Annotated in this window: 13 protein-coding genes; 1 reads left to right on the forward strand and 12 read right to left on the reverse strand. The window is 72.3% G+C overall.

All coding sequences use genetic code 11. The annotated features are described in order from the left end of the window. Positions 1–178 precede the first annotated feature (178 nt). The 4 genes from ACZ4U4_RS24880 to ACZ4U4_RS24895 form a co-directional block, all read right to left on the reverse strand. A complete protein-coding gene (locus tag ACZ4U4_RS24880) occupies positions 179–982 on the reverse strand; it encodes a TIGR03936 family radical SAM-associated protein (RefSeq protein ID WP_467878256.1) in 804 nt (267 codons plus the stop codon). A gap of 264 nt (positions 983–1,246) precedes the next feature. After that, positions 1,247–1,798, reverse strand: a complete 552-nt coding sequence (locus ACZ4U4_RS24885; protein WP_467878259.1) for a GNAT family N-acetyltransferase — start codon at positions 1,796–1,798, stop codon at positions 1,247–1,249. 160 nt (positions 1,799–1,958) lie between these two features. Continuing rightward, complete coding sequence (locus tag ACZ4U4_RS24890; RefSeq protein WP_467878262.1) at positions 1,959–3,887, reverse strand: TIGR03960 family B12-binding radical SAM protein; 1,929 nt, start codon at positions 3,885–3,887, stop codon at positions 1,959–1,961. Between the two features lie 189 nt (positions 3,888–4,076). Beyond that, complete coding sequence (locus tag ACZ4U4_RS24895) at positions 4,077–5,828, reverse strand: CYTH and CHAD domain-containing protein (RefSeq protein WP_467878265.1); 1,752 nt, start codon at positions 5,826–5,828, stop codon at positions 4,077–4,079. Positions 5,829–6,179: 351 nt separating this feature from the next. Between ACZ4U4_RS24895 and ACZ4U4_RS24900 the strand changes: the two genes are divergently transcribed. Further along, a complete protein-coding gene (locus ACZ4U4_RS24900; RefSeq protein WP_467878267.1) occupies positions 6,180–6,710 on the forward strand; it encodes an ATP-binding protein in 531 nt (176 codons plus the stop codon). Here ACZ4U4_RS24900 and rodA read toward each other — a convergent pair. The 8 genes from rodA to folC form a co-directional block, all read right to left on the reverse strand. Then, entirely contained in the window at positions 6,620–7,834 is a 1,215-nt protein-coding gene (gene rodA, locus ACZ4U4_RS24905) for a rod shape-determining protein RodA (RefSeq protein ID WP_467878270.1), read from the reverse strand. The two genes, ACZ4U4_RS24900 and rodA, sit on opposite strands and share 91 nt — an antisense overlap. After that, positions 7,831–10,023: a penicillin-binding protein 2 gene (gene mrdA / locus ACZ4U4_RS24910; RefSeq protein ID WP_467878272.1), complete on the reverse strand. Its 2,193-nt coding sequence runs from the start codon at positions 10,021–10,023 to the stop codon at positions 7,831–7,833. The genes rodA and mrdA overlap by 4 nt, the downstream gene beginning before the upstream one ends. A gap of 42 nt (positions 10,024–10,065) precedes the next feature. Continuing rightward, a complete protein-coding gene (mreD, locus tag ACZ4U4_RS24915; RefSeq protein WP_467878275.1) occupies positions 10,066–10,785 on the reverse strand; it encodes a rod shape-determining protein MreD in 720 nt (239 codons plus the stop codon). Further along, positions 10,785–11,720 (reverse strand): rod shape-determining protein MreC, encoded by a 936-nt coding sequence (gene mreC, locus ACZ4U4_RS24920; protein ID WP_467878277.1) that lies wholly within the window; start codon positions 11,718–11,720, stop codon positions 10,785–10,787. The genes mreD and mreC overlap by 1 nt, the downstream gene beginning before the upstream one ends. A 283-nt stretch (positions 11,721–12,003) precedes the next feature. After that, positions 12,004–13,023 carry a rod shape-determining protein gene (locus tag ACZ4U4_RS24925; RefSeq protein ID WP_003985182.1) on the reverse strand — a complete coding sequence of 340 codons (1,020 nt, stop codon included), beginning with the start codon at positions 13,021–13,023 and terminating at the stop codon, positions 12,004–12,006. 297 nt (positions 13,024–13,320) lie between these two features. After that, entirely contained in the window at positions 13,321–13,734 is a 414-nt protein-coding gene (gene ndk, locus ACZ4U4_RS24930) for a nucleoside-diphosphate kinase (RefSeq protein ID WP_467878280.1), read from the reverse strand. 185 nt (positions 13,735–13,919) lie between these two features. Continuing rightward, positions 13,920–14,273: a DUF4233 domain-containing protein gene (locus ACZ4U4_RS24935; RefSeq protein ID WP_467878282.1), complete on the reverse strand. Its 354-nt coding sequence runs from the start codon at positions 14,271–14,273 to the stop codon at positions 13,920–13,922. A 2-nt stretch (positions 14,274–14,275) separates the two neighbouring features. After that, positions 14,276–15,787 (reverse strand): bifunctional tetrahydrofolate synthase/dihydrofolate synthase, encoded by a 1,512-nt coding sequence (gene folC, locus ACZ4U4_RS24940; RefSeq protein ID WP_467878285.1) that lies wholly within the window; start codon positions 15,785–15,787, stop codon positions 14,276–14,278. Positions 15,788–15,839 lie beyond the last annotated feature (52 nt).

Consider the following 15,839-nt stretch of genomic DNA (forward strand, 5'->3'; position numbering starts at 1 on the left):
GGTCCGGCCGCAGCGCCGCGTCTTGGCGCGGCTCTGCGGTCCGGGGCGCGGGCGCCGCACGGGAGCTGTCGTCTCGCTCGCCGGGCCCGTGGTCCGGGGCCGGCGAAAGTCTCCTGGTCAGTGCGTCTGCCGCACCGGGGTGGCTCCCTGGTTCGGTCGGCGACGCGACGACGGCGCTCTACGCGGTGCCGTGCCCGGCATCGGCCGGGTCGCCCCCGCTCGTCACCGTCGCGGCACGTGGCCCGGCGGCCGTGGGTGGGGCGGCCGGGGCAGCGTCGCGGTCGGGCGCCAGCGGGTCGGTCACCGCGCCGGTCTCCTCATCGAGCAGCCCCTGCGCCAGCCTGGTCACCGCTGCGGGGACCGGCGGCGCCAGGTCGGCCGCGGCTCGGAGGCCGGACAGGACGTCGTCGGGTCGAACGGCAGGTGTCACATGCCGAACAACCAGCCGCAGTATCGCACAGGCTCTGCCGCCGGGCCTATCGACCTCGGTGGCCGAGACCTCCAGCGCGCTGACCGCGGCCCGCGCGTCGAAGGCGCGCATGCCGTTCTTGGTGCGGCGCTCGACCTGCACCTCCTCGGCGGCGAGGAACGCCGCCGCGGCCCGCTCGGCCTCCGCCGGCTCGACGCCGTCGAGCCGGATCTCCCAGACCGATGCCTGGAGCCGGTCGGCGAGTCCGCTGGTCCGCGCCTCCACGGCGTCGGTCACGTCGAGGCCCGTGGGCAGCGACGCGTCCAGCAGCTCGCGCAGGGTCGCGGGGTCGCGCTCCTGGGTGAGCTGGATCTCCAGGTACTCGGCCTCGCTGCCCGTACCCGTGGGGGCGGCGTTGGCGTACGACACCTTGGGGTGCGGGGTGAAGCCCGCCGAGTAGGCCATGGGGACCTCGGCGCGGCGCAGCGCCCGCTCGAAAGCGCGCTGGAAGTCGCGGTGGCTGGTGAACCGGAGGCGGCCGCGCTTGGTGTAGCGCAGACGGATGCGCTGCACCGCCGGTGCGGGCGGCGGGCCTTCGGGCTGTCGCTTGCCCAGTGTCGTTCAGTCCTTCGTGAGTGCGGTCGTACTGCTACCAAGAGTACGTGCCACACGCACCGCCGGTTCCCCGCGGTGCGCTCCGGCCGCCGGAAAGGGAGTGGCGGACCTCACGGGCGGCGTCCCGGGAACCGCACCCGGCCGGTGGCCCGGCGGGGTGAATACCGGGCGGTACGGCCGACAGGCGGGGGCCCTGGGCGGTACGTCCCTCGCCGTGCGGTCTCAGGGCACCCGGGGCCGCTCCCCCGTCGGCGCCCAGAAGCGGAGCTTCGCCCCGCGCCGGTCCTCGAACCGTCCGCCGCACGCCTCGATGACCTTTCGGGAGGCGGTGTTGGTGGCATCACAGGTGATCAGCACCCGTTCGAGGCCGAGCGCACGGGCGCGGGGCAGGGCGGCGCGGAGCATCGCGGTGGCGTGACCGCGGCGGCGGGCGGTGGGCCGGACGTCGTAGCCGATGTGGCCGCCGTAGGAGAGCAGGAAGTCGTTCAGCCGGTGGCGCAGGCGCAGTCCGCCGAGGTAGGCGGGGCCGTCGGTGTACCAGAAGTGGTCGCAGGGGATACGGCCGTCGCCGGTCTCCTCGGCGGCGGCGCGGAGGCGGGCGGTGTACGCGGCGAAGACGGCGGGGTCGTGCCAGCGGTCGCCGTACTCCCGCAGATCGCGGCCGACGGCCGAACCGTCGTCGGGGCCGCCGCGCCCCTCGGCGCGCAGCTCCGCCATCGCGGCGAGGAAGGAGGCGTGGACGGGGGCGGTGGGTGCGGTGAGGCGGGGCGGCATCGGCCCAGTCTGCGGGAACGGCAGCGGCCCGGCATCGCGAGATGCGACACCGGGCCGAACCGCCTTGCCCGTGCGGCCACTCGGGGAGTCGGTGACACCAACTCCCGCCCCTGTGCGGCCGGTCGGGGAGCCGCGGACCGCAACTCCCCCACCTGCACGGCTACTTGTTGACCACCGAGAGCGGCAGCAGCTTCTTGCCGGTCGGGCCGATCTGGATGTCGAGGTCCAGCTGCGGGCAGACACCGCAGTCGAAGCACGGGGACCAGCGGCAGTCCTCGACCTCGGTCTCGTCGAGGGCGTCCTGCCAGTCCTCCCAGAGCCAGTCCTTGTCGAGACCGGAGTCGAGGTGGTCCCAGGGCAGGACCTCCTCGTAGGTGCGCTCGCGGGTGGTGTACCAGGCGACGTCGACGCCGAAGTCCGGCAGCGTCTTCTCCGCCGCCGCCATCCAGCGGTCGTACGAGAAGTACTCGCGCCAGCCGTCGAAGCGGCCGCCGCCCTCGTAGACCGCGCGGATGACGGAGCCGACGCGGCGGTCACCGCGGGAGAGCAGGCCCTCGACGATGCCGGGCTTGCCGTCGTGGTAGCGGAAGCCGATGGAGCGGCCGTACTTCTTGTCGCCGCGGATCTTGTCGCGCAGCTTGGCGAGGCGGGCGTCGGTCTCCTCGGCGGAGAGCTGCGGGGCCCACTGGAACGGCGTGTGCGGCTTGGGGACGAACCCGCCGATGGAGACCGTGCAGCGGATGTCGTTCTGACCGGAGACCTTGCGGCCCTCGGCGATGACGTTGACCGCCATGTCGCCGATCTGCAGGACGTCCTCGTCGGTCTCGGTGGGCAGACCGCACATGAAGTACAGCTTCACCTGGCGCCAGCCGTTGCCGTACGCCGTGGAGACGGTGCGGATCAGGTCCTCTTCCGAGACCATCTTGTTGATGACCTTGCGGATGCGCTCCGAGCCGCCCTCGGGCGCGAAGGTCAGTCCCGAGCGACGGCCGTTGCGCGTCAGCTCGTTGGCCAGGTCGATGTTGAACGCGTCGACCCGGGTGGAGGGGAGGGACAAGCCGATCTTGTCCTCCTCGTACCGGTCGGCGAGGCCCTTGGCGACGTCGCCGATCTCGGTGTGGTCCGCGGAGGACAGCGACAACAGGCCGACCTCCTCGAATCCCGTGGCCTTCAGGCCCTTGTCCACCATCTCGCCGATGCCGGTGATGCTTCGCTCCCGGACAGGGCGCGTGATCATGCCGGCCTGGCAGAAACGGCAGCCGCGGGTGCAGCCACGGAAGATCTCGACCGACATCCGCTCGTGGACGGTCTCGGCCAGGGGGACGAGCGGCTGCTTGGGGTAGGGCCACTCGTCGAGGTCCATGACGGTGTGCTTGGACACCCGCCACGGGACGCCGGAGCGGTTGGGCACGACGCGGGAGATCCGCCCGTCGGCCAGGTACTCGACGTCGTAGAACTTGGGGACGTAGACGTTGCCGGTCTTCGCGAGGCGGAAGAGCAGCTCGTCGCGGCCGCCGGGGCGGCCCTCGGTCTTCCACGCCCGGATGATGTCGGTGATCTCCAGGACCGCCTGCTCGCCGTCGCCGACGACCGCGCAGTCCAGGAAGTCCGCGATGGGCTCCGGGTTGAACGCGGCGTGGCCGCCCGCGAGGATCAGCGGGTGGTCCTCGGTACGGTCCTTGGCCTCGATCGGGATGCCGGAGAGGTCCAGGGCGGTGAGGAGGTTGGTGTAGCCCAGCTCCGTGGAGAAGGACACACCGAGCACGTCGAAGGCGCTGACCGGGCGGTGCGCGTCGACGGTGAACTGCGGGACGCCGTGCTCCCGCATCAGCGCCTCCAGGTCCGGCCAGACGCTGTAGGTGCGCTCGGCGAGGACGCCCTCGCGCTCGTTGAGCACCTCGTAAAGGATCATCACGCCCTGGTTGGGCAGGCCGACCTCGTACGCGTCCGGGTACATGAGCGACCAGCGGACGTCGCAGTCGTCCCACTCCTTGACGGTGGAGTTCAGCTCGCCGCCGACATATTGGATCGGCTTCTGGACGTGCGGGAGAAGGGCCTCCAGGCGCGGGAAGACCGACTCGACAGGCATCGCGGGATCTTTCGTCGGCGGGCAGGGGTGACCCTCAAGCCTAACGTGTCCGAAGGGGCGCCCTTGACGCACGCCGGGGGTGATGCGAGGGCTGCGGTGGGTGACGGGACGCCGGATGGTGGCCGGGCCGGGGCGCCCGGGGTGTCCGACCTGCGGCGGGGCCGGGGCGCGTGGCCGGTGCGGGCCCGCCTACGCGCCCGGGGGCGCCTTCTTCTTCGCCTTCTTCCAGAGCCGGGGCAGGCGCTCCTCGCACGCCGCCGCCCGCGCCTCCTGGCGGCCGTGGAGCAGACCGTAGGTGAAGGCGCTCTCGCCCGCCGTGTGCGCCCGGTCGGCCAGCTCGCGCAGGGCCTCGCGGGTCACCACGGTGTCGTGGTGCTCGCCGAGGACGTCCTGGAGGGCGGTGGCGCGGCGTACGCACCGGGCGGCGGTCCGGCCCAGCGCCGGGCGGGCCGCCTCCGCGCCGTACCGGAAGCGCTTGGCCGCCTTACGGGCCTCGTGCAGCGCCCGGTCCCGCTCCGGGCCGGGCGGGGCCTCCAGGGCGCGGCGCATCCGGCCGGAGAGCCGCCGGAAGTCCTTGCGCACCGCCCGGAGCAGCTCCTTCCCGGGCGCGCGGGCGGCGGCGGGGCGCAGCGGCGGGTCGGCGAGCAGGTGGTCCAGGGTGTCGAGCAGCGTCAGATAGCGGTGGCCGTCGAGCACCGCGGTCAGCCGCCGGGCGGCGCCGCGGCGGGGCCGGGACCAGGTGCGCACCCGGGTGCGTACCGGCCCCACGCGCAGCTCCCGCGGCAGTGCGGCGACCCCGTCGCCGATGCGTGCGGTCAGCACTTCGCGGTCCCGGTCGATCCCCAACTCCCCGGCCAGCCAGGAGAGTTCGGCGACGACGGGGTCGGTCGCCGCCCGGTCGAGCAGGCGGCGGTAGGAGCGCAGCACACCGCGCGCCCGGCGGGTGGCGACCCGCATCCGGTGCACCGCGTCGGGCAGCTCACGGCGGACCGCGGGGTCGAGCGCGACGATCGCCCGGAGCTGGTCCCCGAGGTACGCGAGGACGGTGTCCCCGGCGGTGGGTGGCCCGGGGGCGCCGGTCCCGGGGCGCGCGGGCCGCCCGGCGTCACCCTTGCGGGCGGGCTTCTTCGGCCGGCCGGTGGGATCTTTCAGGGAGGGTTCCTGAGGGGTGCGGGGCGCTTCCTCCTGTGCGGGGGTTTCTTTCCGGGAGGGTTCCTGAAGGCTGCGGGGCGCTTCCCTCTGGCCGGGGCTTTCTTTCTGGGAGGCTTCCTGTTCATTACGGCCTTTCAGGGAGCCTTCCTGTTCGTTACGGCCCTTCAGGGAGGCTCCCTGTTCGTTACGGCGCGCCTCCTCCGTCGCCGCCAGCGCCCGGGCGAGCTTCGACGGGTACGCCCCCGGCGTCAGCCCCGCGTCCCGCAGCCAGGCGTCCAGCGCGTCCAGCAGCTCCGGTGCGGCGCCGGGCGCCAGTTCGGCCTCCACCTCGTGCCAGGACGCGCGGGCGCCGTCCGGGCGCTCGGCCCGGACCTCGTCGTACGCCAGCTCCGCGAGGGGCGTGCCGGCGGCGTCGGTCAGCACCGTCACCTCGCGCCGGGTCCGCAGCCGCATCACCGGGACCAGCGCGGCGCCGCGCACCCGGGAGCGGACGAGGGCGGCCAGCTCGGGCGGGACGGTGTCGGCGAGCGGGGCACGGGTCTCGTCGCGGACGTCCGGGCCCACCGGGAGCTTGAGGTGCCAGCCGGGGTCGGGGCCGCCGGTGCGGCGGCGCAGGGTGAGGGAGTCCGCGGCGAGGCGGCGGTCCTCGGTGTCGTAGTAGCGCGCGTCGAGGGCGGTGACGCCGCCCGGCTGTGCGGCGGCGACCCCCGCGACGGCGGCCGGATCCGGGAGCCGGACGCCGTCGGCGGCGTCGTACTTCCGCTCGGTCTCCCGCACGGTGTGCGCCATACCTCCGAATCTAGAACCTCGGCCCGGAGCGCGCCGCCCGCCGGGCGCCCGTCCCGGGCGGCGGTCCGGCGGGGGCCCGCCCGGCAGTGGCCGTACGCGCCCGGCACCCGGTCCCCGCGCCGGGGCGCCGGGCCCGGCGCGCTTCCCGCCGTGCGCCACCGTTCCGCGCCCCCGTGCGCCCCACCTGACGACGGCGCGCCCACCGGGACGGGGAACGCCCCGCGCCCCCTCGAATTACGGTGTGCGAGGCCGGAGGCGGCGGGTCCGACGCCCTCGTCCGGCCCACCGACGCCGTCCGTCCGCCGGCCGCCCGCACGGCCCCGGCGGCCGACCTCCCGGAAGGGAGCACCCGTGCACCCGTCCCGCACCACCGGCGCCCGCCCGCCGGCCCGCGCCGCGACCGGTACCCGCCCGCATCTGCTGATCGCCCCGAGCGGACCGGCCGCCGCCCGGGCCGCCCGCGACTTCGTCCGCGCCGTGCTGCGCGGCACCCCGGCCGAGCCGTTGCGGGACACCGCCGTCCTGCTCACCTCGGAGGCGGTCACCCGGGCGCACCCGCTCACGGAGGGTGCGCCCGATGTGCTGGTCCGGGTGGTGACCGGCGACGGCCCGGCCGAGGTGCGGGTCAGCGTCCACGGCGGAAGCCCGCCCCGGGCCGGACACGACGGCGCCGCGGACCTCTCCGGGCTGCTGTTCGGCGCCCTCGCGGACGCCTGGGGCACGGCGGAGCCCGGCGGGACGGAGCGCCCCGCCGGGCTCTGGTTCACACTGCGGGCCCCACGCGTGGGGGCTCAGCGGGAGGCCGACACCGGCCGCTCGACCCTGATCGACTGCAACAGCCCTATGGCGATCCAGACGGCGAACATCGACGTACCGCCGTAGGAGACGAACGGCAGCGGCAGACCGGTGACCGGCATGATGCCCAGCGTCATGCCGATGTTCTCGAACGCCTGGAACGCGAACCACGCGATGATCCCGGCGGCGACGATCGTGCCGTACAGCTCCGACGTCTCCCGGGCGATGCGGCAGGCGCGCCACATCACGATGCCCAGCAGGACGATGATCAGGCCCGCGCCGACGAAGCCCAGCTCCTCACCGGCGACGGTGAAGATGAAGTCGGTCTGCTGCTCGGGGACGAACTGACCGGTGGTCTGGCTGCCGTGGAAGAGACCGGAGCCGGTGAGCCCGCCGCCGCCGATGGCGATGCGCGCCTGGTTGGTGTTGTAGCCGACGCCCGCCGGGTCCAGGCTCGGGTTGGCGAACGCGGCGAAGCGGGCGATCTGGTACTCGTCGAGGAGGTTGAGCTGCCAGATCGCGAGGCAGCCGACGACGCCGGTACCCAGCAGGCCGAGGATCCAGCGGTTGGAGGCGCCGGAGGCGAGCAGCACGCCGAGGATGATGGCGCCCAGCACCATGATCGAGCCGAGGTCCGGCATCAGCAGGATGACCAGGACGGGCACCGCGGCGAGACCGAGCGCCTGGACGACGGTGCGGTGGTCGGGGTGCGGGGTGTCGCCCGCGTCGACCCGGGAGGCGAGGATCATCGCCATCCCCAGCGTGATGGTGATCTTGGCGAACTCCGCGGGTTGCAGCGAGAAGCCGCCGGGGATCGCCAGCCAGGACCGCGAGCCGTTGATGGTGGCGCCGATCGGCGTCAGCACCAGCAGCGCCAGCACCACCGACAGGCCGTAGAGCACCGGGATGGCGCCGCGCAGCGTGCGGTGGCCCAGCCAGATCGTCCCGGCGGCGAGCGCCAGGCCGATACCGGTGTTCAGCAGATGCCGCAGGAAGAAGTAGTACGGATCGCCGTGGTTGAGCTCCATGCGGTTGCGGGTCGCGGAGAAGATCAGCAGCGAGCCGAGCAGCGACAGTGCCAGGCACGCCAGCAGCAGCGGCCAGTCGAGCTTGCGGACCGCGGAGTCGCGGTCCATCAGCTTGCCCCAGGTGCCGGTCTCGGGGGCGTACCGCCGGACGTTGAACATCCGGGAGGTGGGGCTCGTCGTCATCCTTCGTCCCCTCCCTGGCCTGCCCCGTCTCCCTGGTCCGCCCCGTCCGCTCCCTGGTCCGCCGGGTCCGCCGACGGGTCGGTGGCGTCGTCGGCGGGTGCGACGGGCTGCGCCTGGATCGTGCCGTCGCGCTCGATGACCGGCAGCGACGACTCCGGGGCCGGCAGCAGCGCGTTCTTCTTGTCGATGCCGCCCTGCGGGTCGACGCCGTAGAGCGCGTCGTAGATCTTGCGGACGGCCGGTCCCGAGGCGCCGGAGCCGGTACCACCCTGGGAGATGGTCATGACGATGGCGTAGTCCTTGGTGTACGTCGCGAACCAGGAGGTCGTCTGCTTGCCGTAGACCTCGGCGGTACCGGTCTTGGCGTGCATCGGGATCTTCTCCTGCGGCCAGCCCTGGAAGCGCCAGGCGGCGGTGCCGCGGGTGGCGACGCCGGCCAGCGCCGAGTCGATCTGCTTGAGCGTGGCCGGGGAGTCGGGCAGCTTGCCGTGCGCCTTCGGCGTGATCTTCTCGATCTTCTTGCCGTCGGGGCTGACGATCGCCTTGCCGAGGGTCGGGTCGTGGAGCGTGCCGCCGTTGGAGAGCGCGGCGTAGATCGTCGCCATCTGGATCGGGGTGACGAGGGTGTCGCCCTGGCCGATGGAGTAGTTGACGGAGTCACCGGCGCGCATCTTCATGCCGGACTCGCAGTTCTCCCGGGCGATCTTGGAGACGTAGTCGTCGGCGTTCTTCCCCTGGGCGCACCAGCCGGCCTTGTTCGCCTCCCAGTAGTCCTTCTTCCAGCGGCGGTCCGGCACCCGGCCGCTGACCTCGTCCGGCAGGTCGATGCCGGTCTTCTTGCCGAGGCCGAACTGATGGGCCGTCTTGTAGAACCAGTCGGCGGGGTGCTTCGGGTTGTTGCCGCCGTCCTTCTTCCACTGGTCGTAGGCGATGTTGTAGAAGACCGTGTCGCAGGAGACCTCCAGCGCGCGGCCGAGGCTGATCGGGCCGAAGTTCTCCGACTCGAAGTTCTTGAAGACCTGGCTGCCGATGTTGAACGAGCTGGTGCAGGGGTAGTGCCCGTTGAACGGGTAGCCCGCGTTGACGGCGGCGGTGGTCGAGATGACCTTGAAGATCGAGCCGGGCGCCGCCTGCCCCTGGGTGGCGCGGTTGAGCAGCGGGTAGTTGGACTTCTTGCCGGTGAGCTTGGCGTAGTCCTTGCCGGAGATCCCGCCGACCCAGGAGTTCGGGTCGTACGAGGGGTTGGAGGCCATCGCGACGACGCGGCCGGTCTTCGCCTCCATGACGACGACGGCGCCGGCGTCCGCCTTGTAGTTGGTGCCGGTGTTCTTGTCGTGCTCCAGGCGGGCGTCCTTCATCGCCTGGTACAGCTCCTTCTCCGCCACCGCCTGCACCCGGGCGTCGATGCTGGTGATGACGTTGGCGCCGGGGACGGCCGGGTCGCTGTGGGCCTTGCCGATGACCCGGCCGAGGTTGTCGACCTCGTAGCGGGTGACGCCGGCCTTGCCGCGCAGTGCGCTGTCGTACGTCCGCTCCAGGCCGGAGCGGCCGATCTGGTCGGAGCGCAGCAGCGGCGAGCGGGTGTGCTCGGCCTTCTTGATCTCGTCGTCGGTGACGGGCGAGAGATAGCCGAGGACCTGCGCGGTCTGTGCCTTCGCCGGGGCGGCGTAGCGGCGCACGGCGGTCGGCTCGGCGCTGATGCCGGGGAAGTCCTCGGAGCGCTCGCGGATCTGCAGGGCCTGCTGGGTGGTGGCCTTGTCGGTGATCGGGATGGGCTGGTACGGCGAGCCGTTCCAGCACGGCTGCGGGGTCTTCGCGTCGCAGAGCCGGACCTTGTTGCGGATCTCCTGCTCGGGGATGCCGAGGACGTCGGAGAGGCGGCCGAGGACCGCCTTGCCGTCGTCCTTCATCTTCAGCAGTTCGGTGCGGCTGGCGGAGACCACCAGCCGGGTCTCGTTGTCGGCGAGCGGCACCCCGCGGGCGTCGAGGATCGAGCCGCGGGTGGCCGGGTCGACGACCTGCTGGACGTGGTTGCTGCGGGCCTTGCTCGCGTACTCCTGGCCGTTGCGGATCTGGAGGTACCAGAGGCGGCCGCCGAGGGTGAGCAGGAGGGAGAAGACGAGGATCTGGATCGCGACGAGCCGGGCGGTGACGCGGGAGGTCCGGCCGGTCTCAGGAATGTTGCTCACGGCGCCTCCACAGCTCGGTCCGGGTGCGGGGCAGTCGGTCGGTCACAGGCGCTTGACCCCCTTGATGCGGGCGGCCTTGTTCCGTGCGGAGCGGCCGAGGAGGCCGCCGCGGGAGGAGCGGGACGGCTTCGGCGCCCGGCCGGACTTCAGCCCGCCGCGGGACGCCTTGAGGCCGGTGCCGGTGGTCATCCAGCCGTACGCGGGCTCCCGCCCGGCGACCGTGCCGCCCGGGCTGCCGGAGCCGTCGCCGGTCAGCGGCTCGCCCTCCAGGCGGCGGGCGAGCGCCATCACGCCGGGCACGATGAACGGGGCGAGCAGCAGGTCGTAGACGGTGGCGCTGAGGACCAGACCGCCGACGCCGACATGCCGGGCGGTGGTGTCGCCGACCAGGGCGCCGACGCCCGCGTAGAGCAGCGTGGAGACGACGGCGGCGCCGACGACGGCGAGCAGCGGGACGGTCGCCGAGCGGTGGCGGCCGTTCTCCGGGCGGGTCAGGCCCACGGCGTACCCGACGATGCAGAGCACCAGCGCGTAGCGGCCGATGGCGTGGTCGGACGGGGGCGCGAGGTCGGCGAGGAGGCCGGCGGCGAAGCCGACGAGGGAGCCGCCGACGTGCCCGTAGACCAGCGCGAGGCCGACGACGACGAGCAGCAGCAGGTCCGGTACGGCGCCGGGGAGTTGGAGCCGCGCCAGGACGCTGACCTGGAGGACCAGGGCGATGAGGACGAGCGGGACGGTCAGCAGGATCCGGTACAGACGCATCAGTCAGCTCCTGGGTATTCGCCGTCGGAGGGGTCGGCGGTGACGGTGACCGTGGGCGTCGGCCGGGGCTTGGCGGGCGGGGCCGGCAGCACGGTGTCCCGCGGGTCCCGGTGCGGCGGCTGGACGACCACCCCGACGACGTCGAGCTGGGAGAAGGCGACGTAGGTGCTGACCTGGACGGTGCGGGTCAGATCGCCGTTGGACGGTTCGACCTTGACGACGCGGCCGACCGGCACACCGGGCACGAACGGCTTGCCCTTGCTGGAGCCGAAGGTGACCATCCGGTCGCCCTTCTTCACCGGCGCCTTGCCGTTGAGGAGCTGCACGCGCATCGCCCGGCCGCCCTGACCGGAGGCGAAGCCGATCTCGTTGGTCTTCTCCATCCGGGTGCCGACGGTGAAGTCCGGGTCGTTGGCGAGCAGGATGGTGGCGGTGGAGGTGCCGACGGTGGTGACGCGGCCGACGAGCCCGTCGCCGTTGAGCACCGTCATGTCGCGGGCGATGCCGTCCCGGCTGCCCGCGTCGATGGTGACCGTCCAGGAGAAGCCCTGGGCCGCGCCGATGGCGATGACCTGGGCGCCTTTGATGCCGTACTGGCCGGCGCCGGCGGTCTTGAGCATTTTGTCCAGCTCGGCGGCGCGGTTGCGGTTGCGGTCGGACGAGCCGAGTTTGGCCTTCAGGGCGGCGTTCTCGCGTTCCAGCGCGGCGATCCTGGTGTGCCGTTCGCCGGAGTCGCGTACCGCGCCGATGGCGTTGCCGATCGGGTTGACCGCTCCGGCGACGCCGTTCTCGACGGGGCCGAAGGCGGAGGCGGCGGCTTGGCGGGCACCGTCGAGCGGGGACTGTTCGCCACCGCGGATGTCCACCGTGATCAGCGCGAACGCGATGGCGACCAGCAGCACAAGTAGCAGCCGGCTCTCTCGTGTGTCCCTCACGTGCGGCGGCCGTGTCCTTCCTCGTAGGACCGGCCGGCTGCGGGCCCGCGCCGGTCTCGTTCGGGAGTGCTGAGCGTTGTGCCTGTGTGTGCGGTGGCTGGTGGTGCGCGGTCAGTCCACGGGATTTTTCCGGGGGTTGGGGCGGTGCCCGGGACGGGCGGGGCCGGTCCCGGGGTGGTCCTGTATATCAGCGGGCCGGGAAAAGACGGGGACGGCCCTCCGCCATGGTGCCCGCCCGGCACGGACGCCGCAGGGCGTCCGCGCCGTGGACGGTCCGGTCGGGTTACCTGCGCGGCTGGGAGTCGAGGACCTGCTGGAGCGCCTCGAACTCCTCGACGCACTTGCCGGAGCCGAGCGCGACGGAGTCGAGCGGGTCCTCGGCGATGTGGATGGGCATCCCGGTCTCGCGGCGCAGCCGCTCGTCGAGACCGCGGAGCAGGGCGCCGCCGCCGGTGAGGACGATGCCGCGGTCCATGACGTCGCCGGACAGCTCCGGCGGGCACTTGTCGAGGGTCGTCTTGACCGCGTCGACGATGGAGTTGACCGGCTCCTCGATGGCCTTGCGGACCTCGGCGGCGGAGATGACGACGGTCTTCGGCAGCCCGGAGACCAGGTCACGGCCGCGGATCTCGGTGTGCTCGTCCTGCTCCAGGTCGTACGCCGAGCCGATGGTGATCTTGATGCTCTCGGCGGTCCGCTCGCCCAGCAGAAGGCTGTACTCCTTCTTGATGTGCTGGATGATCGCGTTGTCCAGCTCGTCACCGGCGACGCGGATGGACTGGGCCGTGACGATGCCGCCGAGCGAGATGACCGCGACCTCGGTGGTGCCGCCGCCGATGTCGACGACCATGTTGCCGGTGGCCTCGTGGACCGGCAGACCGGAGCCGATCGCGGCGGCCATCGGCTCCTCGATGATGTGCACCTGCCGCGCACCCGCCTGCGTCGACGCCTCGATGACGGCGCGGCGCTCGACGCCGGTGATGCCGGAGGGGACGCAGACCACGACCCGCGGGCGGGCCAGATACCGCCGCTTGTGGATCTTGAGGATGAAGTACCGGAGCATCCGCTCGGTGATCTCGAAGTCGGCGATGACGCCGTCCTTGAGGGGCCGTACGGCGACGATGTTGCCGGGCGTGCGCCCGATCATCTTCTTCGCCTCGGCGCCCACCGCGAGGATGCCACCGGTGTTGGTGTTGATGGCCACCACCGAGGGCTCGTTCAACACGATCCCGCGACCCCTGACGTACACCAGCGTGTTGGCGGTGCCGAGGTCGACAGCCATGTCACGGCCGATGAACGACATGTTGTTCCCCATGAGGATACGTCTGGCCTTCCCAACTGGAGCGAATGCTTACTGGAGGTCGGCAGGAGGTGATGCGCCACACGGCGCGGAAGCTTCATCGTAGTTCGTCGCGCCACCCGCCCGAACACGGCGGTGGGCGCCACTTGCGCCATTGTCGGCGGTACCCGCACCCGCCTTCCTCAATGGTGACGTCGTGTCGCGGAGTCGCGTTCCCCCGAACGTCCTTCATATACCAGGAGGCGACCGGTGATTTCACCGGTCGCCCCTGGTCACGAGCGGTATACGCGCGATGATGTATCAGGAAAGGCCGGGAAAGAAAATCTTGATCTCCCGTTCGGCGGACTCTTCGGAATCCGAGGCGTGGATCAGATTCTCCCGGGTGATCGTGCCGAAGTCCCCACGAATGGAGCCACTCGGTGCGGTAATCGGGTCGGTGGGACCGGCGAGGGCGCGGACGCCCTCGATGACCCGCTCGCCCTCGACCACGAGGGAGACCACCGGGCCGGACGACATGAAGGTCATCAGCGGCTCGTAGAAGTCCCGGCCGACGTGCTCGGCGTAGTGCTGCTCAAGGATCGCGCGGTCGAGGGTGCGCAGTTCCAGGGCACCGATCGTCCAGCCGGCCTTCCGCTCGATCCGGCCGATGATCTCGCCGACCAGGCCACGACGGACCGCGTCAGGCTTGAGAAGGACGAGAGTGCGCTGGCTCATGAAGAAGGCTCCTTGGGAAGAACGGGACTGCGGTGAGGCGAGGCTACAGGGAAGCGGCCCGCGCCCGGCGGGCGGGACCGCGGGCGGGCGCCGCCTGCACGGTGCGCCGCCGGGGCTTCACCCACAGGCACCGGGCCGGCCGCCGGACCGGTGCTGCCCGCCCGCCGTCTCCGCGCGGCGGGGCGCTACGCGGCCTCCGCCTCCGCCTCGGCCATCGCCGCCCAGCGGGCCTTCGCCTCGTCGATCTTCCGGCCGTAGTGCACCGACGCCCACCACAGGGCGGCGAACACCAGGCCGAGGAAGAACATCGTGGGGACGACGAAGCCGCTGGCGATCAGGGCTATCTGGAGCGCCCAGCCCAGCTGCACACCGCCGGGGCGGGTCAGTGCGCCGCACAGCAGGACGCAGAGCAGCATCGCGATACCGCTGACCGTCCAGACCGTGGCCGCCGGGAGGTCGTGGAGCTGCATCGCCACCAGAGCGGCGAAGCCGATGACGAAGAACTCACCGATCAGGGTGCTCGCGCAGAGCGTACGCATCGTCAGCCCCTCCTCAGCAGCAGCCGGGCCTCGCCGACCGTGATCACCGAGCCGGTGACCAGCACCCCGGCTCCGGAGTACTCGCCCTCTTCCTCGGCGAGGGTGATCGCCGCCTCCAGGGCGTCGTCGAGCCGCGGCTCGACCTGGACCCGCTCGCTGCCGAAGACCTCGACGGCGACCGCGGCCAGCTCATCCGGGTCCATCGCGCGCTGGCTGGAATTGCGGGTGATCACGACCTCGGCGAAGACCGGCTCGAACGCCTCCAGGAAGCCCCGGACGTCCTTGTCGTCGCTGGCGCCGACCACACCCACCAGGCGGCTGAAACCGAACGCCTCGGTGACGCCGTCGGCCGCCGCGCGGGCACCCGCCGGGTTGTGCGCGGCGTCCAGCACGACCGTGGGGCTGCGGCGGACGACCTCCATCCGGCCCGGCGAGGCGACCGAGGCGAACGCCCGGCGGATGGTGTCGATGTCCAGGCTGCGGGCGTGCGCCGAGCCGATGCCGAAGAACGCCTCGACCGCGGCGAGCGCCACCGCGGCGTTGTGCGCCTGGTGGGCGCCGTAGAGCGGGAGGAAGATCTCCGGGTACTCGCCGCCCAGACCGCGCAGCGTCAGCATCTGCCCGCCGACCGCGACCTCGCGGGAGAGCACGCCGAACTCCATGCCCTCACGGGCGACGGTGGCGTCCACCTCGACCGCGCGCTTGAGCATCACGGACGCCGCCTCGACCGGCTGCTGCGCCAGCACGACCGTCGCGTCCTTCTTGATGATCCCGGACTTCTCGACGGCGATCTTCTCGGGGGTGTCCCCCAGCCGGTCGGTGTGGTCCAGCGCGATGGGGGTGATGACCGCGACGTCGCCGTCGATGACGTTGGTCGCGTCCCAGGTGCCGCCCATGCCGACCTCGACGACGGCGATGTCCACCGGTGCGTCGGCGAACGCGGCGTACGCCATCGCCGTCAGCACCTCGAAGAACGAGAGCCGGTACTCCTGCTGGGCGTCGACCATCTCGATGTACGGGGCGATGTCCCGGTACGTCTCGATGAAGCGCTCGGCGGAGATCGGCGCGCCGTCCAGGCTGATCCGCTCGGTGACGGACTGGACGTGCGGGCTGGTGTACCGGCCGGTGCGCAGGTCGAAGGCGCCGAGCAGCGCCTCGATCATCCGGGCGGTGCTGGTCTTGCCGTTGGTGCCGGTGATGTGGATCGCGGGGTAGGCGCGGTGCGGGGAGCCGAGGATGTCCAGCAGCGCCTCGATGCGCTGAATCGACGGGTCGAGTTTGGTCTCCCCCCAGCGGCCCGCCAGCTCCTCCTCGACCGCGCGCAGCGCACGGTCGAGCTCGGGGTCCTCGGGCCGGGCGGGCACGTCCCCCTGCGGGGGCCCGGCCTGGGCGCGCAGGGTGCGGCTGCCGGCCTCGATCACCGCGAGATCGGGGTCGCGCCGGGTCTCGGCGTCGACCATCTCCTCGAAGGCGTCGGTCGGCTCGTGGTCGTCGTTCTGGGGGCTCTCGCTCACGCCGACCAGTCTACGAGTCACCCCTGACAACGGTCTCGCCCGCACCACGGCC

Source organism: Streptomyces sp. NPDC029159, assembly GCF_055564055.1.